The 23,310-nt window shown below is 65.5% G+C and carries 21 protein-coding genes and 9 tRNA genes; 20 read left to right on the top strand and 10 right to left on the bottom strand.

The features are described 5' to 3' along the window. Nucleotides 1-12: 12 nt before the first annotated feature. Complete coding sequence (locus tag M9799_RS14430) at nt 13-1,221, bottom strand: CaiB/BaiF CoA transferase family protein (protein WP_231044577.1); 1,209 nt, start codon at nt 1,219-1,221, stop codon at nt 13-15. A gap of 153 nt (nt 1,222-1,374) precedes the next feature. Between M9799_RS14430 and M9799_RS14435 the strand changes: the two genes are divergently transcribed. Beyond that, nucleotides 1,375-2,289 (top strand): LysR family transcriptional regulator, encoded by a 915-nt coding sequence (locus tag M9799_RS14435; RefSeq protein ID WP_231044578.1) that lies wholly within the window; start codon nt 1,375-1,377, stop codon nt 2,287-2,289. Here the strand turns inward: M9799_RS14435 and M9799_RS14440 are convergent, their stop codons facing one another. From M9799_RS14440 to M9799_RS14450, 3 genes are read right to left on the bottom strand one after another with little or no spacing between them, the layout of a single operon-like run. Continuing rightward, nucleotides 2,290-3,270, bottom strand: coding sequence for a Bug family tripartite tricarboxylate transporter substrate binding protein (locus tag M9799_RS14440; RefSeq protein WP_231044579.1), 981 nt, complete (start codon nt 3,268-3,270; stop codon nt 2,290-2,292). It abuts the gene before it with no gap. A gap of 47 nt (nt 3,271-3,317) precedes the next feature. Beyond that, on the bottom strand, nt 3,318-4,319 hold the full coding sequence (locus M9799_RS14445) for a hydroxymethylglutaryl-CoA lyase (RefSeq protein ID WP_231044580.1): 1,002 nt from the start codon (nt 4,317-4,319) through the stop codon (nt 3,318-3,320). Continuing rightward, entirely contained in the window at nt 4,316-5,539 is a 1,224-nt protein-coding gene (locus tag M9799_RS14450) for a CaiB/BaiF CoA transferase family protein (RefSeq protein WP_231044581.1), read from the bottom strand. Before M9799_RS14450 ends, M9799_RS14445 begins: the two co-directional genes overlap by 4 nt. A gap of 197 nt (nt 5,540-5,736) precedes the next feature. Here M9799_RS14450 and M9799_RS14455 point away from each other — a divergent pair, with 197 nt between their 5' ends. Continuing rightward, nucleotides 5,737-6,663, top strand: coding sequence for a LysR family transcriptional regulator (locus tag M9799_RS14455; protein ID WP_231044582.1), 927 nt, complete (start codon nt 5,737-5,739; stop codon nt 6,661-6,663). A 487-nt stretch (nt 6,664-7,150) separates the two neighbouring features. Beyond that, nucleotides 7,151-8,149 carry a hypothetical protein gene (locus M9799_RS14460; protein WP_263725517.1) on the top strand — a complete coding sequence of 333 codons (999 nt, stop codon included), beginning with the start codon at nt 7,151-7,153 and terminating at the stop codon, nt 8,147-8,149. Between the two features lie 221 nt (nt 8,150-8,370). Here the strand turns inward: M9799_RS14460 and M9799_RS14465 are convergent, their stop codons facing one another. Further along, nucleotides 8,371-9,441 carry a hypothetical protein gene (locus M9799_RS14465; RefSeq protein WP_231044584.1) on the bottom strand — a complete coding sequence of 357 codons (1,071 nt, stop codon included), beginning with the start codon at nt 9,439-9,441 and terminating at the stop codon, nt 8,371-8,373. Nucleotides 9,442-9,452: 11 nt separating this feature from the next. Here M9799_RS14465 and M9799_RS14470 point away from each other — a divergent pair, with 11 nt between their 5' ends. Beyond that, the gene (locus M9799_RS14470; RefSeq protein WP_231044585.1) at nt 9,453-9,698 is read left to right on the top strand and encodes a hypothetical protein; all 246 of its coding nucleotides are present in this window, start codon (nt 9,453-9,455) and stop codon (nt 9,696-9,698) included. Continuing rightward, complete coding sequence (locus M9799_RS14475; protein ID WP_231044586.1) at nt 9,695-10,309, top strand: hemerythrin domain-containing protein; 615 nt, start codon at nt 9,695-9,697, stop codon at nt 10,307-10,309. Before M9799_RS14470 ends, M9799_RS14475 begins: the two co-directional genes overlap by 4 nt. 97 nt (nt 10,310-10,406) lie before the next feature. Here M9799_RS14475 and argG read toward each other — a convergent pair whose 3' ends face one another. From argG to M9799_RS14495, 4 genes are all read right to left on the bottom strand, one after another. Further along, nucleotides 10,407-11,744 (bottom strand): argininosuccinate synthase, encoded by a 1,338-nt coding sequence (gene argG, locus M9799_RS14480; RefSeq protein WP_231044587.1) that lies wholly within the window; start codon nt 11,742-11,744, stop codon nt 10,407-10,409. A 59-nt stretch (nt 11,745-11,803) separates the two neighbouring features. Next, nucleotides 11,804-12,121 carry a pyrimidine/purine nucleoside phosphorylase gene (ppnP, locus tag M9799_RS14485; protein WP_231044588.1) on the bottom strand — a complete coding sequence of 106 codons (318 nt, stop codon included), beginning with the start codon at nt 12,119-12,121 and terminating at the stop codon, nt 11,804-11,806. Between the two features lie 157 nt (nt 12,122-12,278). Continuing rightward, nucleotides 12,279-13,007 (bottom strand): glycine zipper 2TM domain-containing protein, encoded by a 729-nt coding sequence (locus M9799_RS14490; protein ID WP_231044589.1) that lies wholly within the window; start codon nt 13,005-13,007, stop codon nt 12,279-12,281. Nucleotides 13,008-13,136: 129 nt separating this feature from the next. After that, the gene (locus M9799_RS14495; RefSeq protein WP_231044590.1) at nt 13,137-13,493 is read right to left on the bottom strand and encodes an ArsC family reductase; all 357 of its coding nucleotides are present in this window, start codon (nt 13,491-13,493) and stop codon (nt 13,137-13,139) included. A gap of 62 nt (nt 13,494-13,555) precedes the next feature. Between M9799_RS14495 and folC the strand changes: the two genes are divergently transcribed. The 15 genes from folC to M9799_RS14570 all read left to right on the top strand — a co-directional run bounded on the left by folC (nt 13,556) and on the right by M9799_RS14570 (nt 21,841). Beyond that, entirely contained in the window at nt 13,556-14,881 is a 1,326-nt protein-coding gene (gene folC / locus M9799_RS14500; RefSeq protein ID WP_231044591.1) for a bifunctional tetrahydrofolate synthase/dihydrofolate synthase, read from the top strand. Nucleotides 14,882-14,902: 21 nt separating this feature from the next. After that, the gene (locus M9799_RS14505) at nt 14,903-15,823 is read left to right on the top strand and encodes an SPOR domain-containing protein (RefSeq protein ID WP_231044592.1); all 921 of its coding nucleotides are present in this window, start codon (nt 14,903-14,905) and stop codon (nt 15,821-15,823) included. Nucleotides 15,824-15,866: 43 nt separating this feature from the next. Next, entirely contained in the window at nt 15,867-16,367 is a 501-nt protein-coding gene (locus M9799_RS14510; RefSeq protein WP_231044593.1) for a CvpA family protein, read from the top strand. A 73-nt stretch (nt 16,368-16,440) separates the two neighbouring features. Beyond that, nucleotides 16,441-17,946, top strand: a complete 1,506-nt coding sequence (gene purF / locus M9799_RS14515) for an amidophosphoribosyltransferase (RefSeq protein WP_231044594.1) — start codon at nt 16,441-16,443, stop codon at nt 17,944-17,946. Between the two features lie 211 nt (nt 17,947-18,157). Further along, nucleotides 18,158-19,369, top strand: coding sequence for an O-succinylhomoserine sulfhydrylase (locus tag M9799_RS14520; protein ID WP_231044595.1), 1,212 nt, complete (start codon nt 18,158-18,160; stop codon nt 19,367-19,369). Continuing rightward, entirely contained in the window at nt 19,369-20,772 is a 1,404-nt protein-coding gene (gene gltX / locus M9799_RS14525) for a glutamate--tRNA ligase (protein ID WP_231044596.1), read from the top strand. The genes M9799_RS14520 and gltX overlap by 1 nt, the downstream gene beginning before the upstream one ends. A 62-nt stretch (nt 20,773-20,834) precedes the next feature. After that, nucleotides 20,835-20,910: transfer RNA gene (locus M9799_RS14530), tRNA-Ala, on the top strand. Nucleotides 20,911-20,939: 29 nt separating this feature from the next. Continuing rightward, nucleotides 20,940-21,015 (top strand) — tRNA-Glu (locus tag M9799_RS14535). 57 nt (nt 21,016-21,072) lie between these two features. Beyond that, nucleotides 21,073-21,149: transfer RNA gene (locus M9799_RS14540), tRNA-Asp, on the top strand. 36 nt (nt 21,150-21,185) lie between these two features. After that, nucleotides 21,186-21,261 (top strand) — tRNA-Ala (locus M9799_RS14545). Between the two features lie 29 nt (nt 21,262-21,290). Then, nucleotides 21,291-21,366, top strand: a tRNA-Glu gene (locus tag M9799_RS14550). A gap of 55 nt (nt 21,367-21,421) precedes the next feature. Beyond that, nucleotides 21,422-21,498 (top strand) — tRNA-Asp (locus tag M9799_RS14555). A gap of 36 nt (nt 21,499-21,534) precedes the next feature. Continuing rightward, nucleotides 21,535-21,610 (top strand) — tRNA-Ala (locus M9799_RS14560). A 28-nt stretch (nt 21,611-21,638) separates the two neighbouring features. Continuing rightward, nucleotides 21,639-21,714, top strand: a tRNA-Glu gene (locus M9799_RS14565). A 50-nt stretch (nt 21,715-21,764) separates the two neighbouring features. After that, a tRNA-Asp gene (locus tag M9799_RS14570) sits at nt 21,765-21,841 on the top strand. Between the two features lie 157 nt (nt 21,842-21,998). Here M9799_RS14570 and M9799_RS14575 read toward each other — a convergent pair. Further along, a complete protein-coding gene (locus M9799_RS14575; RefSeq protein WP_231044597.1) occupies nt 21,999-23,303 on the bottom strand; it encodes a four-carbon acid sugar kinase family protein in 1,305 nt (434 codons plus the stop codon). Between the last annotated feature and the right edge of the window lie 7 nt (nt 23,304-23,310).

The following is a 23,310-nucleotide window of genomic DNA, read 5'->3' on the forward strand; positions in this document are numbered from 1 at the left end:
GAAAAATAATATTCAGATGATGTTCTGCGCGCGCAACGCGGCAATGGCGTCGGGGGCCATTCCCAGCTGCTCGCTCAGCACGGCGTCGGTGTGTTCGCCCAGATGCGGCGGCGGCATGCGCACGGGCAGGCGTTCGCCGTCCATGGCATAGGGAGGCGCCAGCACGGCCTGCGCGCCAGCTTCGCGGTCTTCATAGCGGTGCAGCAAACCTGCCGTCCGGGTGCGTTCGGACTGCAGCGCGTCCAGCATGCCCAGTACCTCGCCGCAGGGAATCTGCGCGGCCGTGAGCTGCGCCAGCAGCTCGGCCCGCGGCTTGCGGCGCAGCGCCTCGTGGATCAGCGGCATGAGCACATGGCGGTTGGCAGAGCGCGCGGTGTTGGTGGCGAAGCGCTCGTCGGTGGTCCATTCGGGGCGCTCGATGATCTCGTTGCAAAAGCGCTGGAACTGGCCGTTGTTGCCCACGGTGATCACCAGCGGGCCGTCGGCGGCTTCGAACACGCCGTAGGGGACGATGGACGGATGGGCGTTGCCGAACTTCGGCGGGTCCCCATCCTTGAGCAGCGCCTCCATGCCGTAGTAGCTGGTGATCATCAGGCCGCAGTCGTAGAGCGCCATCTGCACGTGGCGGCCCCGGCCGGTGGTGTGGCGCTCATAGAGGGCGGCAAGGATGGCCTGCGCGGAGTACATGCCGGTGAACATGTCGACGGCGGCTATGCCGAACTTCAGCGGCCCCTGGCCTTCCTCGCCGTTCATGGCCATCAGCCCGGCCTCGCCTTGCACTACCAGGTCATAGCCGGGACGCCTGGCCTCGGGCCCGCTGCGCGAATAGCCGGAGATGGAACAGTACACGAGGCGCGGGTTGAGGGCGCTGAGCTGTTCGTAGCCCAGGCCGAGCTTCTCCGCGCCGCCGACCTTGAAGTTCTGGATCACCACATCGCTTCGTGCCGCCAGCTGCAGCGCAATCTCCTGGCCCTGGGGCGACTGCAGGTCCAGGCTGATCGAGCGTTTGTTGCGGTTGGCGCTGTTGAAATACGAGGTATTGCGGCTGCCCACGCGCACGCCCCAGTCGCGCGTGTCGTCGCCGCGGCTCGGGTGCTCGACCTTGGTGACATCGGCGCCCAGGTCGGCCAGCGACATGGCGCACATGGGCCCGGCCAGCACGCGCGACAGATCGAGAACACGCAGGCCGGCGAGCGGCTGCAGGGGAAGGGAAGCGGTCATGCGAAAGCCTTGTCCAACAAATCAAAACGAGGCACGCGGACCCCTGGTTCAGCGACTGCGCCATCGTGCGCCAATCTGGTGCGTATTTTGATATGTTTAGAAAATTTATCAATTGTGATAAAAATTGAACATTGTGTATTCGTAAATTTGACAATGAATCTGGCGACCCTTTCCCTGCTCGTGGACATCATCGAAGCCGGCAACCTGAGCCGGGCGTCCGTGCGCCTGGGCGTGAGCCGGGCCAGCGTGAGCCAGCGGCTCAACCAGCTCGAGCGCGAGCTGGGCCAGCAGCTGCTGCGGCGCACCACGCGCCAGATCGAGCCCACCGAGCTGGGATGGAAGCTCTATGAACACGGCCGCGCGATGCGCCAGGAGCTCCTGGCCGCCAGCGAATCGGTCAGCAGCCTGGGCCGGGGATTGCAGGGCACGGTGCGGCTGTCGGTGCCCAGCGGCTATGGCCAGCTGGCGATGTCGGCGTGGCTCACCGAGTTCATGCAGCTGTACCCGGGCGTGACACTGGAGGTCGTCTTCGACAACGACATCGAGGACCTGATGGCGGGCGCAGTGGATTTCGCCATGCGCGTGATGGCGGAGCCGCCGGCCAGCCTGGTCGCGCGCAACATGGGGCCGGTGCACTATGTGGCCTGCGCCGCACCGGCCCTGGTGCGCGAGCACGGCATGCCGCACAGCCTGGCGGAACTGCACCAGGTGCCGCTCATCACCTCGAACCTCACGGGCCAGAAGCTGCGCCTGGCCGGCCACCGCGTGGGCCGCAGTGCCGAGCTGCGCATCAAGCCGCGGCTGATGTCGGCCAACTTCTACTTCCTGCGCGACGCGATCCTGCAGGGACTGGGCGTGGGCGTGGTGCCCGATTACATGGTGCGCGAGCCGCTGCAGCGCGGCGAGTTGGTGCAGCTGCCCTTCGCGCCGGGCAGCCTGAATTTCCTGTCGACCAACAAGTACCTGCTGTACATGCCGACGCGCTACCAGACCAAAGCCATCGCGACGCTGGTCGATTTTCTGCTGGAGAAGGCGGGCAGGCAGGGCGGCCTGCCCGCGCCTGCCTGATCACTCCGCCTGGATATTGGCTTCCTTGACCACCTTGGCCCACATGTCCCAGTCGCGCTTCACCATGGCGCCCAGCGCCTTGCCGTCCTTGAAGTCGGCAGTGGCGCCCTGGTCGAGTGCCTTCTTCTGGAACGCGGGATCGCCGAGCATGTTGCGCACGTCGGATTCCAGCTTGCGCACGATGTCGCCAGGCGTCTTGGCGGGCGCGAACAGCGCGAACCACGAGGTGGCGTTGACGCCGGGAAGGCCGGCTTCCGCGGTGGTGGGAACGCTTGCCAGGCTGGGCAGGCGCTCCTTGCCGGTCACGGCCAAGACCTTGAGCTTGCCGGCCTGGATGTGGGGCATGAAGGGCGGCGCGGTGCCGAAGGTCAGGTCCACTTGGCCGCTGAGCAGGTCCTGCAGCGCCGGGCCCGTGCCCTTGTACGGCACGTGCACCATGCGCACGCCGGCGGCCTGTTCCAGCTGCACGCCGGTCACGTGCTGGAGCGAACCATTGCCGGACGACGCGTAGTTCAGCTTCGACGGATTGGCCTTGGCGTAGGCCACCAGTTCCTGCATGTTGTTCACGGGAAGATCGCGGCGCACCACGATGATCTGCGGTGCCGACAGCACGTTGGCCACGGGCACGAAGTCGGCCGGCTCCCAGGTGCTCCTGGCCAGATGGGGCGAGATCACGTGGAAGCCCGAGTACTGCATCAGCAGCGTGTAGCCGTCGGCTTCGGCGCGCTTGACCTGTGCCGCGGCGATGTTGCCGTTGCCGCCGCCCTTGTTCTCCACCACGATGGTCTGTCCCAGCACCGGGCCGAGCGCCTGCGCCGTCATGCGTGCGGCCAGGTCGGTCGTGCCGCCGGCGGAAGCGGGCACCACCATGGTGATCGGCCTGTCCGGGTAGTTGGGGCGTGCGGCGGCGGTGCCGGCCAGGCCCAGGGCCAGGCCGGTGGCCAATGCGAGACGGCTGAATTGCTGGCGAGTCATTGTCATGTTTTTCTCCTTGGATCCTGTGATGGGCGAAGCCCTGTGTTGCGGGCTCAGAGCCCCTGTTGCGCCGCCTGCAGCCTCTCCTGCGCGCGGATGCGAACCTCTTGCAGCGATGCGGGAGCGGGGTGCAGCCGGTGCACCGGCCCCGCCTTGACGATCGCGCTGGGAATATCGTGGCCGATCTGCGCCGGCAGCCCGGCCGCGACCTGGGTCAGCGCGGCCAGATCCACTCCAGTGTCGTAGCACATGAGCTGCAGCGCATGCACCAGCTCCTCCGTGCAGGCATTGCCGCTGGCGCCGGGGGCGTAGGGGCAGCCTCCCAGGCCGCCCACCGACGCGTCGAAACGGTCCGCCCCGGCATCGATGGCCGCCAGCACGTTGGCCAGGGCCATGGCGCGCGTGTCGTGGAAATGCAGGGTCAATGTGGTCTGCGGCCAGCGGCTCCTGAAGGCGCGCACCAGCGCATGCACCTGCGCCGGATGGGCCATGCCCGTGGTGTCGCACAGAGTGATGCCCTGCACGCCCAGCGCGATGAAGCGCTCGGCCCAGTCCAGCACGGTGTGCGCGGGCACGTCGCCCTCCATGGGGCAGCCGAAGCTGCAAGACAGCGACACGTTGACGGCCACCCGGCCTTGCTGCGCCACGGCCACCACTTCCTGCAGGGCTGCAAAGGACTGCTGCCTGAGCATGCGCAGGTTGCAGAGGTTGTGCGTCTCGCTGACCGACATGACCAGGTTCAGCTCGTCCGCACCCGCGCCCATCGCGCGCTGCGCCCCTTTGACATTGGGCACCAGGCAGGTCATCACCGTGCCGGGCGGCCGCTGGATGCCGCGCAGCACCTGCTCGGCATCCGCCAGCGCGGGAATGGCGGTGGGCGAGACGAAGGCCGTGACCTCGATCTTGGCCATGCCTGCGGCCGACAGCGCGTCCACCATGGCAATTTTCTGCGCCGTGGGAACGAAAACCTTTTCCATCTGCAGGCCGTCGCGCGGGCCGACTTCCTGGATGTGGATGCGCCTGCCGGCGCCGTTCCAGACATGGGACATGGTCATTGGATCACCCCCCGGGCGCGCAGCGCGGCGATCTGAGCGGCATCGAGGCCCATGCCTGCGAGCACCGCGTCGGTGTCGTCGCCCAGCCGGGGCGCGCTGGAGCGCACCGTGCCTGGCGTGGCCGAAAGCTTGGGCACGATGCCGGGCACTTCGAGGCTGTAGCCGTCGCGCGTCTGCTGCTGCAGGATCATGTTGCGCGCGCGGTAGTGCGGGTCTTCGCAGATATCCCTGGCGGTGTATACGCGGCCGGCCGGCACGCGGGCCGCTCCGAGCTGTTCCAGCACTTCGGCAATGCTGCGCGTCTGCGTCCACGCACCGATGGCGGCATCGATTTCCTGCACGCGCGCCACGCGACCGGCATTGCTCGCCAGGTCGGGCGCATGGGCCAGGTCTTCACGCGCGATGGTCTGCATCAGGCGCTTGAAGATGCTGTCGCCATTGCCCGCCACCAGCACCCAGCCGTCGGCGCAGGGGTAGGCGTTCGACGGTGCGATGCCCGGCAAGGCGCTGCCGGCCGCCTCGCGCACCGCACCGAAGGCGCTGTACTCGGGAACCAGGCTTTCCATGACGTTGAACACGGCTTCGTGCAGCGCCACATCGATCACCTGGCCCTTGCCGCCATGGGCCTTGCGGTGGTAGAGCGCCGTGAGCACGCCGATGGTGCCGTGCAGTGCGGCAAGGGTGTCGCCGATCGAGACGCCCACGCGCACAGGCACGCGCCCGGGCTCGCCGGTGAGATGGCGCAGCCCGCCCATGGCTTCGCCCACGACGCCGAAACCGGGAAGGTCGCGGTAGGGGCCGGTCTGGCCATATCCGGAGATGCGCAGGATGATCAGGCTGGGGTTGATCGCATGCAATTCCTCGGGCGACATTCCCCAGCCCTCGAGCGTGCCGGGCCTGAAGTTCTCGATCAGCACGTCGGCTTCGCGCAGCAGTTGGCGCACCAGATCCTGGCCCTCGGGCTGGCGCAGATCCAGCGCCACCGATTTCTTGTTGCGCGACTGCACCTGCCACCACACTGAGGTGCCTTCCTTGATCATGCGCCAGTTGCGCAAGGGGTCGCCCATGCCCGGGGCCTCGATCTTGATGACATCGGCGCCGAACTCGCCCAGGGTCTTGCCGGCAAATGGGCCGGCGATCAACTGGCCCATTTCGACGACGCGAACGCCCGACAGCGCACCCGTGTCCGACGCCGGCATGTGTTCTTGAGTTTCTTGCATGCTTTCCTTTGATTCGACGGCCTGACTGTGGCCGCGCGAAGCCGGTCATGATGCAAAGAAGTCGCATGGGCACAAAACGCTGATTTGCGTTGCTGTCAACGCATTTCAGCATGGCAGATGCCTATATCGGTAGATACCCTTGGATAAACCGCAGAAATGCGATGAGCATTGCCGTTTGGGCAAAGCAAAATGCTGCGATGCGCCTCGATCCCATTTCCCTGCGTCTTTTCATCGCCGTCATGGAGGAACAGGCCATCGCACGCGCTGCGTTGCGGGAACACATTGCAACTTCCGCCGCAAGCCGCCGGCTGGCAGAACTGGAGCTTCAGTTGAACGTGCAGCTGTTCGAGCGCAGCAACCGCGGCATCACGCCCACGCCCGCCGCCTATACCTTGCTTGGCCTGGCGCGCAACGTACTCGGAGAGATCGATGGCATCGCCCGGCAGATGCGCGAATATGGCAGCGGCATGCGCGGCCATGTGCGCATGGTGGCCAATATCTCGGCCATCACGCAATTCCTGCCCGTGCAGCTGCAGGGTTTCATGGCAAAACACCCCGAAGTCCAGGTCCACCTGCAGGAAAAGATCAGCACCGAGATCGCGCTGGCCGTGGCCCAGAACACAGCCGATTTCGGCATCCTCAATGCAGGCCGGTACGGTGGCGACCTGTCCTATCTGCCGTATAGGCGCGACGAGCTGATTCTGATTGCCCCGCATGGCCATCCGCTCACGCTGCTGGAGCAGGTGAGCATGCGGCAGGCACTCGAATACGACTTCGTGGGCGCACATGCAGGCAGCGTCATCAACGCCACGCTGACGCGCAGCGCCGCGCAGCTGGACATGCCGCTGCGCCTGCGCATCCAGGTCACAAGCTATGACGCACTATGCCTGATGGTGGCAGCCGGTCTGGGCGTGGGCATCTTGCCACGCCAGAGCGCAGCGCTGTATGCCGGCACGCTTGGTATCACGGCGGTACGTCTGGACGAACCCTGGGCGCAGCGCCAGTTGGTGCTGTGCCTGCGTTCCCTGGAGGCGCTGCCGCCTGTCGCAAGGGCACTGGTGGAGCATTTGATTGCTCCGCCCGACCCGGTTGGTGCTTCGGAAGCGCCAGGACCGTTGCAGTGACGGCACTTGCGCGACGGTGTACGCGCCCGACGGGTAGCCAGCGTCGTCGATATTCCATTTAGGCGCACGAATTCCAACGTCTGTTATTAATCGAGCTTGTAAGTAATTACGCACTGCGATTGAGTCGCCTGCCGCTTTGGCCATGCAACAGCTTGAGCGGCGCCATGCTGCTCGTGATGATTTGACGAAAGCCCCGTATCCGACCCGCAGTTCCAGGCACCCATTGGAGTCCATGCGCTGAGGCAAAATTCGTTTCATCGCATAATCACACCCTGGCATCCGGCCCCACTTGCCCTCGAGTGAAATCGGAATTCACATTTTTGACGCCACTCCTGCTTTTGCATTCTGTCGCAAGGCTGGTGCGTAATCGAGGGACACCGGCTTCACAGGACCGAATGCCATGTCTTCTCAAGCGCCTTGGGCCGCGCCATTGCCAGCGAAAAATTCGGCTGGTCATTCCGAAGCATTACGAGTGCTCAAGAGTCGTTTGCAGTTGCGCTTCCCGGACGCGAAGTCCGCCCATCTCACGGAAGCCATTGCCGCCGGTCTGGGCTTTGCCACCCACGCAGCGCTGCGCAGCCGGATGGGCAATGGCTCCTTGCCCGTGATGGAGCTGCCGCCTTTCAACGTGGTGGATTTTCTCGAACGATTGACGGCGCTGGGCTACGACCCGCGCAGCAGCTTTCTTCGCCCCGTGGCTGCAGACCTGGTGCAGCCGGTGCCTTCCTTTGTCGACCTGCAGGCGTCGCTGCGGGTGTGGGCCGCAACCCTCAAGAGCGTGAAATCTGACCAGATCGACTGGGGGCGCTATCTCCATCAGCAATGTGCCAGCGTGTTCGCCGATACCCATGACCTGGGGGCTCCAGAGCAAAGCTCGATGGGCAATGCCGCGCATCGATGGTATGCAGGTGCCGACCACAGTGCCTGCCTGCCGGGCTGGGGTGCCATGGTGGACAGCCATTTCTTCCGTTTTCACCCCGGCTGCAGCGACCTGTACTTCTTTCGCCCCCTGCCGCTGGCCAATGGCGGGTTCGTCGAATACACCAGCGCCGTGATCGCGATGCCCAGCAAAGCCAGCAATACCACGGACGGGCTGGACAGCGCCGAAACCATGGCCGGTATATTCGGCTGGACCTGCACCAGCCTTCCTGGATGGAGCTGGGACAGCTCCAGCGACAGCACGCTGCTGCTGTACCGCCCCAGCATCAGCCACAGCGAGCGCCTGCGCCATTGGGAGGGGTCCTTCCAGCGCTGGCTGCTGGAAAATCAGCGGCAGCTGCTCAAGGGCGCTGGCGCTTCGCGGCGCAAGGTCATCGAGGAATTGATCAGCAGCCCGCATGTGCCCGTACATGTGCGCAGTTTCGAGGATTTTCTCTCGAGCTATCTGCGCGAGGATCAGCCGCCAACCCGCAGCAAGCGCCCCGAGAGCTTCGATGGCATCAGCCAGCGCCTGTTCGAAATGTGGCTGGCTGCAATGAGTCGTTGAAGATGCCGGTCGCTGGGGCCCGGCACGGCGATCCGAACGCTCCAGCCATGAAAAAGCCCGCGCGAGGCGGGCTGGAATGATACAGGCGCGCGTCAGGTCAACAGCGCGATCAGGATGATGATGGGAATTGGAATGCCCAGCAAGAACAGCAGGATGGATCGCATAAAAGCTCCTTCAGGTAATGGGGCCGGCCACTGGGAGGGCCGGCGGGATTCAAACGTTCAATAAGCGTCGCGCTGACGGCCGCCGATGGTGGCGCAGAAGCTGGCGACGAAGGCGCCGATCAGCAGGCCCACGAACAGCCACAGCGAGGACTTGGCTGCCACGCTGCGTGCGGTTTCAGCGGCTTGCTTGGCCTTTTGCTTGGCCTGCTCGACCTGCTGCTGCGCTTGCTGGAACGATTGCTGCACGCGCTGCTGAGCCTCTGCGGCCGGCATGCCGGTGCGCTCGGAGATCAGGTAGGCGACGTGGCGGGCGTCCTCTTCGGACAGCTTGCCATCCTGCATGGCACGGGCGTAGATGCGCGTGACTTCCTGCGTGGCATTGGGGTTGAAGCGGCGTGCCGGCGCAGCGGGTGCGGCGGCAGGCGCGGCGGGAGCGGCAGCTGCGGTGGCAGTGGAGTCGGTCATGCCAGTGGTGCCGGTGGGGCCGGTCGTGCCATCGGCGGCAGGAGCGGCTGCATCAGGCGCTGCGGGAGCGGCCGGTGCAGCAGGAGCGGCGCCATCCTGGCGGAACAGGCTGTCGACCCAATAGCCCATGGAGCTTGTCGACGCGTCGGAGTTGGCGGCTGCCGCGCCGATCGCGCCGGCGCTGCCAGCGGCCACGGTGGCGGCGCCGGCTGCCACGCTGCCTGCGGCCTTCACCGTGCCGGTGATCGCGTTGCCGGCCACGCTACCCATCAGGGCAGCCATGAGCAGCGTTGCCAGCGACCATGACAGGAAACCGTGTGCAGTGTCGCGGAAATAGACTTCATCGTTGTGCAGGCCTTGCCAGCGCACGCGCAGGCGCCCGGCAATATAGCCACCGACGCCAGCCGAAGCCAGTTGGGTGAAGGCCAGCCAGGCAACGGCCGCCCAACCGACGGTTTCGCCTTCGGCGCCGCTATCGGACCAGACGGACATCGACGACAGGCCCAGCCCGATGCCGAGAATGAAGAGAACCAGGGATAACGCGGCGGCCGCCAGCGCGCCCGCGAAGATGGCTGCCCACGAAACACCGCTGATGCCGGACTCGGCCCTCAGGGGAACGGAAGCAGCATTGGGATCGGACTGGACATATGTAGGTGCCGTCATGGAGAGCCTCCGTGGAAGTTGAAACGTCCCATTTTTGGTTCATGTCGGGCGCGCGGTTTGTAAGCGAACAGGAACAAATCGCGCGGTTTCGGGCTTTTTCTGCTGCCGGAATCATCCGCGGCCGGGGCATGGGGCGAAATGCAGCCGCATTGCAGGAAGTGGATGAGGTCGCAATGCGTCCTTGGCTGACATGGCAAGCCAGCCGTTTGCCCAAAGGTGCGCAGGGAGTCCACAGAAAATGCAAAGGCCCGCCATGAATACCGTTGCCACCCAGGCATCCACCCGCAAATCCGTTCCTCCGGTGCAGGCCAAGCGCGCCGCGATTGCCAAGGCCAAGGCGCTCGCCGCCAACGTACCCGCCCATATCGGCAGCACGCCCGCCACGCGCTACCGCGGCAATCCGGACATCTTTGGCCGGCTGGTGGAAGACCATGACCACCACCGTGCATTGCTGGCCATGATCGCGGCCACCCAGGGCCACTCTCCGGAGCGCGAGCGCCTGTTCGTCGAGCTGGTCAAGGAGGTCAAGAGCCATGCGGCGGCCGAGGAGCAGGCGCTATGGTCCAGCGTCATGCGCAATCCCGAGACCACCGATGAGGCGCGCCATGCGGTGGCCGAGCACAAGGAGCTGGACGAGCTGATGGCCGACCTCGCGGCACGCGACATGGCCTCGCCCGGCTGGCTGCGGCGCTTCGCCAAGCTGCGCGAGGAATATCTGCATCACGTGGGCGAGGAAGAGCAGGAGCAATTCCTGGCGGCCGAGGAGCATCTTTCGGAAAACGATCTGCGCCACATGCGCGAGGTCTTCAACCGCCGCAAGGAACAGGAGAAGGCCGAGGCCACGATTGAAAAGAAGCTGAGCCAGTAGGGCGCCGCGGCATCGGCCGTTGGCGCTGGCGCACACAGGCGAAAAAAAGCCACGCTCACCCTGCGGTGGCGTGGCTTTTTCGCCCGGTGAGGGCGGATCAGGAAGCGTCGTTGCCCAGCTGCGGCAGCGCCGAGCCGCTGCCCATCGACAGCAGGCCGGTCTTCGCGTAGATGGCGAGCTTGTCGCGCGTGTCCATCAGGTCGAGGTTGCGCATGGTCAGCTGGCCGATGCGGTCGGCGGGCGAGAAGGGTGCGTCCTCGACCTTTTCCATCGACAGGCGCTCGGGCTGGTAGGTCAGGTTGGACGACTCGGTGTCGAGCAACGAGTAGTCATTGCCGCGGCGCAGCTCCAGCGTCACGGTGCCGGTGATGGCACGGGCCACCCAGCGCTGGGCGGTTTCGCGCAGCATGATGGCCTGGGGGTCGAACCAGCGGCCCTGGTACAGCAGGCGGCCCAGGCGCAGGCCGTTGATGCGGTACTGCTCGATGGTGTCCTCGTTGTGGATGCCGGTCACCAGGCGCTCGTAGGCGATGTGCAGCAGCGCCATGCCGGGGGCTTCGTAGATGCCGCGGCTCTTGGCTTCGATGATGCGGTTCTCGATCTGGTCGCTCATGCCCAGGCCGTGGCGGCCGCCGATGCGGTTGGCTTCGAGGAACAGTTCTACCGGGTCCTCGATGCGCTTGCCATTGAGCGCGACCGGGCGGCCTTCCTCGAAGGTGACCGAGACTTCCTCGGCCTTGACCTCGACTTCGGGCTTCCAGAACGCCACGCCCATGATCGGATTGACGATGCGGATGCCGCTCGACAGCAGCTCCAGGTCCTTGGCCTCGTGCGTCGCGCCCAGCATGTTGGAGTCGGTCGAGTAGGCTTTCTCGGCGCTCATCTTGTAGCCGAAACCTTCCTTCGTCATGAAGGCCGACATTTCGGCGCGGCCGCCGAGTTCGTCGATGAAGGCTTGGTCGAGCCAGGGCTTGTAGATGCGCAGCGCCGGGTTGGTGAGCAGTCCGTAGCGGTAGAAGCGCTCGATGTCGTTGCCCTTGAAGGTCGAGCCGTCGCCCCAGATGTGGACATCGTCTTCCTTCATCGCGGCCACCAGCATGGTGCCCGTGACGGCGCGGCCCAGCGGCGTGGTGTTGAAGTAGGTGATGCCGCCGGTGGAGATGTGGAAGGCGCCGGCCTGGATGGCGGCGATGCCTTCGTTGGCCAACTGCGTGCGGCAGTCGATCAGGCGTGCCTTCTCGGCGCCGTATTCCATGGCCTTGCGCGGGATCTCGTCGTAATCCGCTTCATCGGGCTGGCCCAGGTTGGCGGTGTAGGCATAGGGCACGGCGCCCTTGTTCTTCATCCAGCGCAGCGCGGCGCTGGTGTCGAGGCCGCCGGAAAAGGCGATGCCGACCTTCTGGCCGGCGGGGAGGTTCTTGAGGATGGTTTCCATATCGGTGCACTCAGGGGGAGAAAGGAGGCGCGCGGGCGGAGCGCGCAGCGTGCCGGCGCTCAGGCGTAGTGGCAGATGTAGTGGTAGGCCTCGGCCACGCGGATGTCGAACTTCGAATTCGCGGGCACCTGGAACGAGTCGCCGGCCTTGGAGGTTAGCCACTGGTCGGTGCCGTCGAGGCGGTATTCGCAGGCGCCGCCCACGCATTCCATGATCTCGGCTGCGGCCGTGCCGAAGGTCAGCGTCGCCGGCAGGACCACGCCCACCGATTTCTTCGTGCCGTCGGCAAGGGTGAAGCTGTGGCTCACGCACTTGCCGTCGAAGTACACATTGGCTTTGGTGGTGAGGGTTACGCCGGCAAAGGTTTCGGTGGTCATGGAAGAACGCGGTCCGTAAAAGTGGGCAAAGCGCTGATTTTAGGCCAGCCGGCAAGCTCCGCACTGCGCGCATGGGCGGCCGCAATGCAAAGCGCCCCTGGAAGCCAGGCTTCCAGGGGCGCCAAACAGGCGATGCCAGGCGGATTTCAGGCCGCCATCAACGGCGCCAGCCGCGCGGGGCAGGGCGGTGATGGTAGCGCGGACCCACCCAGCGGTCGCGCGGCCGCAGCATGTAGTGCGCACCCGCGGCAATCGTGGCGCCGATCAGCACCGGAGCCACGTAATCCGCGGCACTGTAGCCGCGCTCCTGAGGCACGGTGTAGACCGGCTGGGGAATGGTCGAGTAGGTCACGGGCGGGTAGCCGGGTGCCGCGTACGCTGGTGCCGGGTAGGCATCCTGCGTGGCGTAATAACCCTGGGATTGCGCCGGCTGCACGCTCACCGCGATCCAGTCGCCCGGAGGAGTGGCGGTACGCGTCGTGTACTGGCGGCCCGCGTATTCATAGACCACGTCGTAACCCGTGGTCTGGCTGCGGTAGAAGTTCTGCGTGGTGCAGCGGCGCACGGTTTCATAGCGGGTCTCGCCGTTGCCTTCGAGCTGGTTGCCCAGCATCGCGCCACCCACGACGCCAGCGCCAGTGGCCGCGGCGCGACCCATGCCGCCGCCAATGGCATTGCCGGCAAGGCCGCCGACCACGGCGCCCAGCACCGCACCCGCGCCCGAGCTGCGCTGGCGCACCGGCACGGCCTCGTCCTGGCAGACCTGCTGGGGCGCGGCGACTTGCTGCTGCACGGCAGTGACCGACAGCACGCGGCCCTGCTCCTGGGCCATTGCAGCGCCTGCTGACAGCGCGGCTGCGACTCCGATCCAGATCATGTTCTTCATGGCTCAAGCTCCTTGTGCCATGGCGTGTGCTATGGCTATACCTGAAATTTTAGGCGTGGACCATAAATACCAGGCTCCAGGGGCGTAAATACCAGTAAAAATTTGTAGCGTAAACGCCTCGCGGCGGGATCATTTGCCAGCGGTCAGCAAGGACTGCCATGTATCCGCCTGGAAACCCACGGTGATGTTGCCATCGGGCCATTCGACCACCGGGCGCTTGATGAGGCTGGGCTGGGCCAGGGCCAATGCGGTGGCGCTGGCTGCGTCCTTCACATCGGCCTGCGCCGCGGGATCGAGCTTGCGCCAGGTCGTGCCCTGGCGATTGATGAGCTTTTCCCAGCCCAGGGCGTCGATCCAGCGCGCGAGCTGCGCCGGCGGCACGCCCAGTTTCTTGAAATCATGGAACTCGTGCGCCACGCCCTGGGCCGCGAGCCATTGGCGCGCTTTCTTGACGGTGTCGCAGTTGGGGATGCCGTAGACGATCATTGGAGGGGATACTCGCGTGCAGGTGGATGAAGCTGCCGCCGCTGGGCGACAATGCGCGCAGTATGCACACCACTTTCCCCACTCTGGACGCATGGCTCGCCTATTGCGAGCGCCTGCACCCCCAAAACATCGCCATGGGCCTGGATCGCGTGCGCGAGGTGGCCCGGCGCCTGGCGCTGCGCTTCGACTGCCCGGTGATCACCGTGGCCGGCACCAACGGCAAGGGCTCGACCTGCGCCATGCTCGAAGCCGTGGCGCTGCAGTCGGGCTACAAGCCTGGCGTCTATACCTCTCCGCATCTGGTGCATTTCGAGGAGCGGTGCCGCATCGGCGGTGAAATCTCCAGTGCCGGGCAGCTGATGTCCAGCTTCGAGACGGTGGAAAGCGCGCGCGTGCAGGACGGCAAGGAAGTGCAGCTGACCTATTTCGAATTCACGACGCTGGGCATCCTGCATCTGCTGAGCCAATCGAAGCTCGACGTGGCGATCCTCGAAGTCGGCCTTGGCGGGCGCCTTGACGCGACCAATGTGATCGACACCGATTGCGCGGTCATCACCAGCATCGACATCGACCACACGGAACTGCTGGGCAAGGACCGCGAGACCATCGGCCGCGAGAAGGCCGGCATCATGCGCCCGGGCCGGCCGGTGATCGTCAGCGATCCGGTGGCGCCGCAAAGCGTCATCGACCATGCGCGCGAGATCGGCGCGCAGCTGTGGCGCTTCGGCGAGGATTTCAACTTCTCCGGCGACAAGCAGCAGTGGGCCTGGGCCGGGCGCGGGCGGCGCTATGCGGGCCTGGCCTACCCGGCGCTGCGCGGCGCCAACCAGCTGGTCAATGCCGCGGGGGCGCTCGCGGCCTACGAGGCCTTGCGCGAGCGCCTGCCGGTCACGGCCCAGGCGGTGCGTACCGGCATGGCCATGGTCGAGCTGCCGGGGCGTTTCCAGATCGTGCCGGGCCAGCCTACGCTGGTGCTGGACGTGGCGCACAACCCGCACTCGGTGGCGGCGCTCACGGCCAACCTCGATGCCATGGGGTTTTTCCCTAGAACCCATGCGGTTTTTGGCGCAATGGCCGACAAGGACCTGGGGCCGATGTTCGCCAAGGTCGGCCCGCTGGTCGATCACTGGTACTTCTGCGACCTGCCCACGCCACGTGCCGACACGGCATCGGGCCTGCAGCAGAAGTGGAACGCGGTGCAGATTGTCGCCGGTGGACGGCGCGAGGTGACCACCAGCCAGCATGCCACTCCGGAGCTGGCCTTGCAGGCTGCCGTCGCGGCTGCCGACCCCGCTGATAGAATCGTGGTCTTTGGCTCGTTTTATACGGTGGGCGGTGTGCTGCTTCATGGCACGCCGCGCTTGCAAGCCAAGCATCTGGGCGAATGAGCCTGAGCGAGTCTGCACTTCATGGCATTTTTCAAGTTCTCTTGGCCTGGCAAAAAAGAGGCTGCCGACAAATCCGTACCGCGTTCCCGCGCCGCCCAGGTGGAGAGCGTGGACGTGATGCGCAGCCGCGCACGCCACCGCCTGATCGGCGCGGCCGTGCTGGTGCTGGTGGGAGTGGTGGGCTTTCCGCTGCTGTTCGATACCCAGCCGCGCCCGATTCCCGTGGACGTTCCCATCGAGATTCCCGACAAGGGCCAGGTTGCACCGTTGATGGTGCCCGGCGAGACCACGTCGCAACCAGCGCAGCCCGTGGCGCAGCCCGGCTCCACCGCAGTGGCGCCGCATGCCTCGCTGGCGCAGGGCGAAGAGGTATTCGAGCCCTCGGCGCCGGTGGCGGCGCCCCGTCCGGCTGCCGTGCCGGTGCCGATGCCGCCTGTGCCACCGCTGATGGCTCCGCCGGTGGCGGCCGTTGCGCCTCAGCCGGCCGCGCCTCAGCCGGTCGCTCCGGTCAAGGAAGAAGCGCTGGCCAAGCCCAAGCCGCAGCCCAAGCCGGAACCGAAGCCGGAACCCAAGCCGGAACCCAAGCCCAAGGCGGAACCAAAGCCCGAGCCAAAGGTCGAACCCAAGCCTGAACCCAAACCCAAGGCCGATGAAGCGGCGCGCGCCCGCGCATTGCTGGAAGGCCGTCCGGTCAGCGAAGCGGCCCCGGCCAGCGAGCGTGTCGTGGTCCAGGTGGGGGCATTCGGCGATGCCGCCAAGGCAGCCGAGGTCCGTGCCAAGCTGGCAGGTGCAGGGCTCAACGCCTTTACGCAATCGGTTTCCACCAAGGACGGCCAGCGCACGCGGGTGCGGGTCGGTCCGTTCAACAGCCGCGCCGAAGCCGACAAGGCTGCTGCGCGGATCAAGGGCCTGGGTCTGCCGGCCTCGGTGATCAAGCCCTGATGCCCGCCATGGCTGCGCACACCCGGGCCGCGGGGGATTGAGCATGGGCGCGCTGGACTGGATCTTTCTGGCCATCGTGCTGGCCTCGCTGCTGCTGGGCGCGTGGCGCGGCCTGGTCTATGAACTCCTGTCGCTCGTAGGGTGGCTCGTGGCCTTCGTGGCAGCGCGCTACGGCGCTGGCAATATGGCGAACTGGCTGCCTCTGGGCGGCAGTGATCCGTCGGTGCAATATGCAGTGGGCTTCGTCGTGTTGTTCATTGCGGTGGCGTTTGCCTGGGGCTTGGTGTCGAGCTTGGCGAAGCGATTGATCGAAAGCGTCGGCCTGCGCCCCGTGGACCGCACCCTGGGCGCGGTTTTCGGGCTGCTGCGCGCGGCGCTGCTGCTGGTGGTGGTGACTCTGGTGGTGGGCTTCACGCCGCTGCGGCAAAGCGAATGGTGGCAGCAGTCGGTGTTTGCGCCGCATCTGGCCGGCGTGCTGCAGGGCTGGATGCCGGCGCTGCCGCAGTGGCCGCAGGAATGGGGAAGGTATTTGCCTTCGAGATGAGGGCAGGGCGGCCCGAGCCGGGCGGCCCTGCAAGAACGGCGGGACTTTTCCCGCGGATGGATGGAACGCAACTATGTGTGGAATCGTCGGTGTAGTCAGCACTGCACCCGTGAATCAGCTGATCTATGACGCACTGCTGCTGCTGCAGCACCGGGGCCAGGATGCGGCCGGCATCGTGACCCAGGAGGAACGCAAGTTCTACATGCACAAGGCCAAGGGAATGGTGCGCGACGCCTTCCGTACGCGCAACATGCGGGCGCTGCCGGGCAGCGTCGGCCTGGGCCAGGTGCGCTATCCCACGGCCGGCAATGCGCACAGCGAGGAAGAGGCCCAGCCCTTCTACGTCAATGCGCCCTTCGGTATCGTCATGGTGCACAACGGCAACCTGACGAACGCCAAGCAGCTGCGTGCCGAGCTGGTCGACACCGATCATCGCCACACCAACACGGAAAGCGACTCCGAGGTGCTGCTCAACGTGCTGGCCCACGAACTGGCACGCGCCACCAGCGGCGCGCCGCTCAAGAGCGCCGACGTGTTCCAGGCGGTGCGCGCGGTGCACAAGCGCGTCAAGGGCTCGTATGCGGTGATCGCGCTGATCGCCGGCTACGGCCTGCTGGCCTTCCGCGACCCCTACGGCATCCGCCCGCTGTGCATCGGCCGCGGCGCCGACGGCAGCATCATGCTGGGCAGCGAATCGGTGGCCCTGGAAGGCAACCTCTTCACGCTCGAGCGCGACGTGGTGCCGGGCGAAGCGGTGTTCGTCGAAGTGGACGGCACAGTGCACACGCAGCAATGCGCGCAGCAACCCTCGCTGCATCCCTGCATCTTCGAGTACGTCTACCTGGCCCGTCCCGATTCGGTCATGGACGGCATCTCCGTCTACCAGGCACGCCTGAACCTGGGCGAGTCGCTGGCCAAGCGCGTGATCTCCACCGTGCCGCCCAACGAGATCGACGTGATCATCCCGATCCCCGAATCCAGCCGTCCCAGCGCCATGCAGCTGGCGCAGCTGCTCGGCATTCCCTACCGCGAAGGCTTCGTGAAGAACCGCTATGTCGGCCGCACCTTCATCATGCCCGGGCAGGGCGCGCGCAAGAAGTCGGTGCGCCAGAAACTCAATGCCATCAGCAGCGAGTTCAAGGGCCGCAACGTGCTGCTGGTCGACGACTCCATCGTGCGTGGCACGACCTCCAAGGAAATCGTGCAGATGGCGCGCGATGCCGGCGCCAACAAGGTGTATCTGGCCAGCGCCGCGCCGCCGGTGCGCTTTCCCAACGTCTACGGCATCGACATGCCGACCAAGAGCGAGCTGGTCGCGCACGACCGCACGGTGGAGGAAATCCGCCAGGTCATCGGCTGCGACGCGCTGATCTACCAGGACGTCGACGGCATGAAGAAGGCCATTGCCGCGCTGAACCCTGAAGTGAGCGGCTTCGAGGCCTCGTGCTTCGACGGCATCTACGTGACCGGCGACATCTCCGAGGGCGACATCGTGGCGCTCAACGCCGGACGCACCCGCGGCGAGGAAGATGAAACCGATACCTCGCGGCTGTCGCTGCCCAATGCGCAGGACGCCTGAGCCAGGCGTTACAGTACGGGCGATTGCAAGCAATGAGGCGGGGCGCACATGGCGTGCGCCGCCAGCCCGCCAGTCGTTGAAAAAGAGCTGAAAACGCGGAAGGGCCGGATCCCGGGATCTGGTCGGTCCAGCGGGTTTGGCTCGTTTTTCTTTGCGCTGGCGGGGCCTGCGCCGGGCGATGCGCCCCTGCCGGACAACCAGGAATACCACCGTGACCGAACGAACCCTCCCAGCCGGCCTGCACCCCGACACCCTCGCGGTGCGCGAGGCCGTCGAGCGCAGCCAGTGGGGCGAGCACAGCGAGGCGCTCTACCTCACCAGCAGCTTCGTGCAGCCCGATGCGGCAACGGCCGCGCGCCGCTTCGCCAACGAAGAGCCGGGCTACACCTACAGCCGCACTTCCAACCCCACCGTGGCCAGCTTCGAGCGCCGCCTGGCCGCCATGGAAGGCACCGAGGCCGCGATCGCCACCTCGACCGGCATGTCGGCCATCCTGATGGTGGCCATGACCATGCTCAAGGCCGGCGACCACATCATCTGCTCGCAGTCCATGTTCGGCTCGACCATCAAGCTGCTGGGCAGCGAGATGGCGCGCTTCGGCGTGAGCAGCAGCTTCGTGTCCCAGACCGATGTCGCCGCCTGGAAGGCCGCGATCCGCCCCGAGACCCGGCTGCTGTTTGCCGAAACGCCCACCAATCCGCTCGGCGACCTGTGCGACATCGCGGCGCTGGCCGAGCTGGCGCACGCCCATGGCGCCCTGCTGGCAGTGGACAACAGCTTTGCCTCGCCGGTGCTGCAGCGCCCGAAGGAATTCGGCGCCGACCTGATCGTGCATTCGGGCACCAAGCTGCTGGACGGCCAGGGCCGGGCCATGGCCGGCGCGGTCTGCGGCCCCAGGGCGCTGGTGGAAGAGAAGATGGGCGCCTTCATGCGCACCGCCGGGCTCAACGTCGCGCCCTTCAACGCCTGGGTCATGCTCAAGGGCATGGAGACGCTGTCGCTGCGCGTCAAGGCGATGAGCGCGGGCGCGTTGGAGATGGCGCAGTGGCTCGAAGCCCACCCCAAGGTCGCGCGCGTCTATTATCCCGGCCTGCCCACGCATCCCCAGCATGCGCTGGCCATGCGCCAGCAATCGGGCATGGGCGGCGGCGTGCTGGCCTTCGACGTGCTGGGCAATACGCCCGAGGCGCTGCGCGCCAACGCCTTCCAGGTGATCGACAGCACGCGCGTGTGCAGCATCACCGCCAACCTGGGTGACGTGAAGACCACCATCACCCACCCCGCGAGCACCTCGCATGGCCGCCTCTCCGAAGACCAGCGCCAAGCCGCCGGCATCGGCCAGGGCCTGATCCGGCTGTCGGTCGGCCTCGAACATCTCGAAGACATCAAGGCAGATCTCTGCCGTGGACTGGACAACATCTGATGAGCAACAAAGTACGCACGCGTTTCGCCCCGTCGCCGACGGGCTTCATCCACCTGGGCAACATCCGCTCGGCTCTGTATCCCTGGGCCTTCGCGCGCGCCAACGGCGGCGACTTCATCCTGCGCATCGAGGACACCGACCTCGAGCGCTCGACCCAGGCCTCGGTGGACGTGATCCTCGAAGGCATGCAGTGGCTCGAGCTGACGCCTGATGAAGGCCCGTTCTACCAGATGCAGCGCATCGGGCGCTACAAGGAAGTGCTGGCGCAGCTGCAGGAAAAGGGCCTGGTCTATCCCTGCTACATGAGCGTGCAGGAGCTCGACGCGCTGCGCGAGCGGCAGATGGCCAACAAGGAAAAGCCGCGCTACGACGGCACCTGGCGCCCCGAGCCCGGCAAGCAGCTGCCGGCCGTGCCCGAAGGCGTGCAGCCGGTGCTGCGCTTCAAGACCCCGCAGGGCGGGGTGGTGGCCTGGGAAGACAAGTGCAAGGGCCGCATCGAGTTCCAGAACAGCGAGCTCGACGACCTGGTGATCGCGCGCCCGGACGGCACGCCCACCTATAACTTCTGCGTCTGCGTGGACGACATGGACATGCAGATCACGCACGTGATCCGCGGCGACGACCACATCAACAACACCCCGCGCCAGATCCATATCTTCGAGGCGCTGGGCGCCCAGGTGCCAGTGTTCGCGCACCTGCCCACGGTGCTCAACGAGCAGGGCGAGAAGATGAGCAAGCGCAATGGCGCCAAGGCCGTCACGCAATACCGCGACGAAGGCTATCTCGCCGACGCCATGGTCAATTACCTGGCGCGCCTGGGCTGGAGCCATGGCGACGACGAGATCTTCAGCCGCGCGCAGTTCCTCGAGTGGTTCAACCTCGACCACCTGGGCCGCAGCGCGGGCCAGTTCGACGAAGCCAAGCTGCGCTGGGTCAATGCCCAGCACCTGAAGGCCATGGACGACCAGGCCCTGGCGGCGCAGGTGAAACCCTTCCTTGCGCAGCGCGGCATTGCTGCCTCCGAGCTCGACACCGACGATCGCCTGGTGCGCATCTGCGGCCTGTTCAAGGACCGCTGCGACACCCTGGTGGCGCTGGCCGACTGGGCGCAGGTGTTCTACCGTGACGTGACCCCCAACGAGGAAGAGCGTGCCAAGCATGTGACGGATGCCGTGCAGCCGGCCATTGCCGCGCTGGCGGCAGCCCTGGCCGAATGTGAATGGAGCCGCGAATCGATCTCCGCCGCCTTCAAGGAAGTGCTCAAGGCCCAGGGCCTGAAGATGCCCCAGCTGGCGATGCCGGTGCGCGTGCTCACCGTGGGTACGGCGCACACGCCATCGGTGGATGCAGTGCTCGAATTGCTCGGTCGCGAAAAAATTGCTGCGAGATTGCAAAACGCTTAAAAACCTGTCTATAATTCAAGTCTTCAACGACACACAGCAAGAAATTGAATGTGTTGTCAAGTGGGGGTATAGCTCAGCTGGGAGAGCGCTTGCATGGCATGCAAGAGGTCATCGGTTCGATCCCGTTTACCTCCACCAAAGTTGATGCGGACAAGTTCCAAGGTTTTGACCCTATCGTCTAGAGGCCTAGGACATCACCCTTTCACGGTGAGTACCGGGGTTCGAATCCCCGTAGGGTCGCCAAGTTTGAAGCACTTGGTTGCTGCAGAAATATTTGCAGCAATACGAAGCTTTCTGCCAGGAGTGGTAGTTCAGTTGGTTAGAATACCGGCCTGTCACGCCGGGGGTCGCGGGTTCGAGTCCCGTCCACTCCGCCAGATTTCCGGGTTCATGCCTTGCAGCATGGATCCTTTGGGGGTATAGCTCAGCTGGGAGAGCGCTTGCATGGCATGCAAGAGGTCATCGGTTCGATCCCGTTTACCTCCACCAAGATTTCAGAACGGAAGTTCTTAGGTTACGACCCTATCGTCTAGAGGCCTAGGACATCACCCTTTCACGGTGAGTACCGGGGTTCGAATCCCCGTAGGGTCGCCAAGTTTGAAGCGCTTGATGGCTGCACATGTCTGCAGCGATACGAAGCTTCCTGCCAGGAGTGGTAGTTCAGTTGGTTAGAATACCGGCCTGTCACGCCGGGGGTCGCGGGTTCGAGTCCCGTCCACTCCGCCACAGTCAATGGAATTGTGCATTTCGCATCGCTCCAATGGGGGTATAGCTCAGCTGGGAGAGCGCTTGCATGGCATGCAAGAGGTCATCGGTTCGATCCCGTTTACCTCCACCAAAATTCAGAACGGAAGTTCTTAGGTTACGACCCTATCGTCTAGAGGCCTAGGACATCACCCTTTCACGGTGAGTACCGGGGTTCGAATCCCCGTAGGGTCGCCAAGTTTGAAGCACTTGGCCTGTATCGAGTACAGGCAAAAGCTCAGCTGCCAGGAGTGGTAGTTCAGTTGGTTAGAATACCGGCCTGTCACGCCGGGGGTCGCGGGTTCGAGTCCCGTCCACTCCGCCATAGTTCGTGGATCGATGCTTGCATTGGTTTTGCTGATTACGATGACGCCACCGTGTTTTTGCACGGTGGCGTTTTTCGTTGTGGGTGTTATTTGCTTTGAGCCTGCTGAAGATGTTTTTGGCGAGCGTTCTGGATATCCAACGTTCGCCTGAGCCGGTCAAACGGCCTTCTGTCCCGCACGCAGCTCTTCAAACAACATCTCTCCTCCCATTTGCCCCCCCTTGAGCATGATCTCCAGCCCGTCGAGCGTCGGATCGTCGCTGTGCAGCCGGCACAGCGCCACGCCGGGCGCAAGCTGCGCCTGATAGGAAAGGCCCCAGGCGTCGAGCGCCTGCACGGCATGGCTCGAGGTATCGCCACCGGCAATGCCGAGCCGTTTGAGGGGAGCCAGCTTCAGTATCTGAGCCAGCAAATCTCCGCAAGCCAGGGCCAGCGCCCGCGCATCGGTCGTTGCATCGGCAACGGCATGCCCTTCACGGGAGGTACAGGCAAGCATATCCATGCCTTGCGCCAGCCGTCCTGCAATGTGCTGCGCCATCCGCAGGCGGTAATCATCATCATGCGCCAGGCGCGCTGCATCCAGCAGCAGCTGCTCATAGGAGCTTGCGGCCGCGATCTGGCGTGCCGTCACCGGGGACAGGCTACCCGCAAGGACCAGCACCGGACCATCGGCCGGGGCGATGGGGTTGGGGGCGACCGTTGCCTCGCTTTGCCAATGTGCCGCGAGTGCCTGCACCACGCTGCTCGGGCCCGCGGCCAGCAGGGGCTGCCGCCGGGCCTGGTTCCAGATCAGCCGGCCGACGGTGGCGAGGTGGTCGGTATGCGCGATGTCGAGCAAAACGGCATCGGGTTGCTGCGCGATGACGCCGGAAAGCTGCAGGTCGAGCATCCCGGCAGGCTGCGCATAGTCCGGATAATCAATCGATGCGACCTGCGCGAGGCCCTGCTGCGCAAGGTGCAGCCGCAGATCGGCTTCAGGCATGGGCGTGACGGGGTGCCGGCGCATCGTCGGATGGCGGTCGATGCGGTACATGGCGGGACCGGCCCCGGCAAACAGGTTGCCAAAGACGCAATAGCGCCGCAGATTGGGCTGGCCGCCGACGATCGGCACGAATGCATTGCCCGCATGCGGCTGCAGGATGCGGATGGCAGCGCCGATGCTGCCCACGTGCGGCGCGCTGTCGAAGGTCGAGCAGGTCTTGTAATGCGTGACGGGCGCGCCGAGCTGGGCGAACAGCTGGCCCACGGGCTCGAGCTCGGCCTGCATCTCGGCGGGCGCCATGGCGCGCGCCGCGCCGGCAATGCCCAGGCAGTCGAGCGGGCCGGCGCGTTCGAGCTGCCCGGTGCCGGGCAGGCCGAGGAACAGCAGCGTGCGCAGGCCGGCGCGCGCGGCCGTGGCCAGCGTATCGGTGGCGCCGGTGAAGTCATCGCCGTAATAGGCGATTTTCAGGTCTTTTTGCATTGGCCGG

This window comes from Comamonas endophytica (assembly GCF_023634805.2).
Lineage (GTDB): Bacteria > Pseudomonadota > Gammaproteobacteria > Burkholderiales > Burkholderiaceae_C > Comamonas > Comamonas endophytica.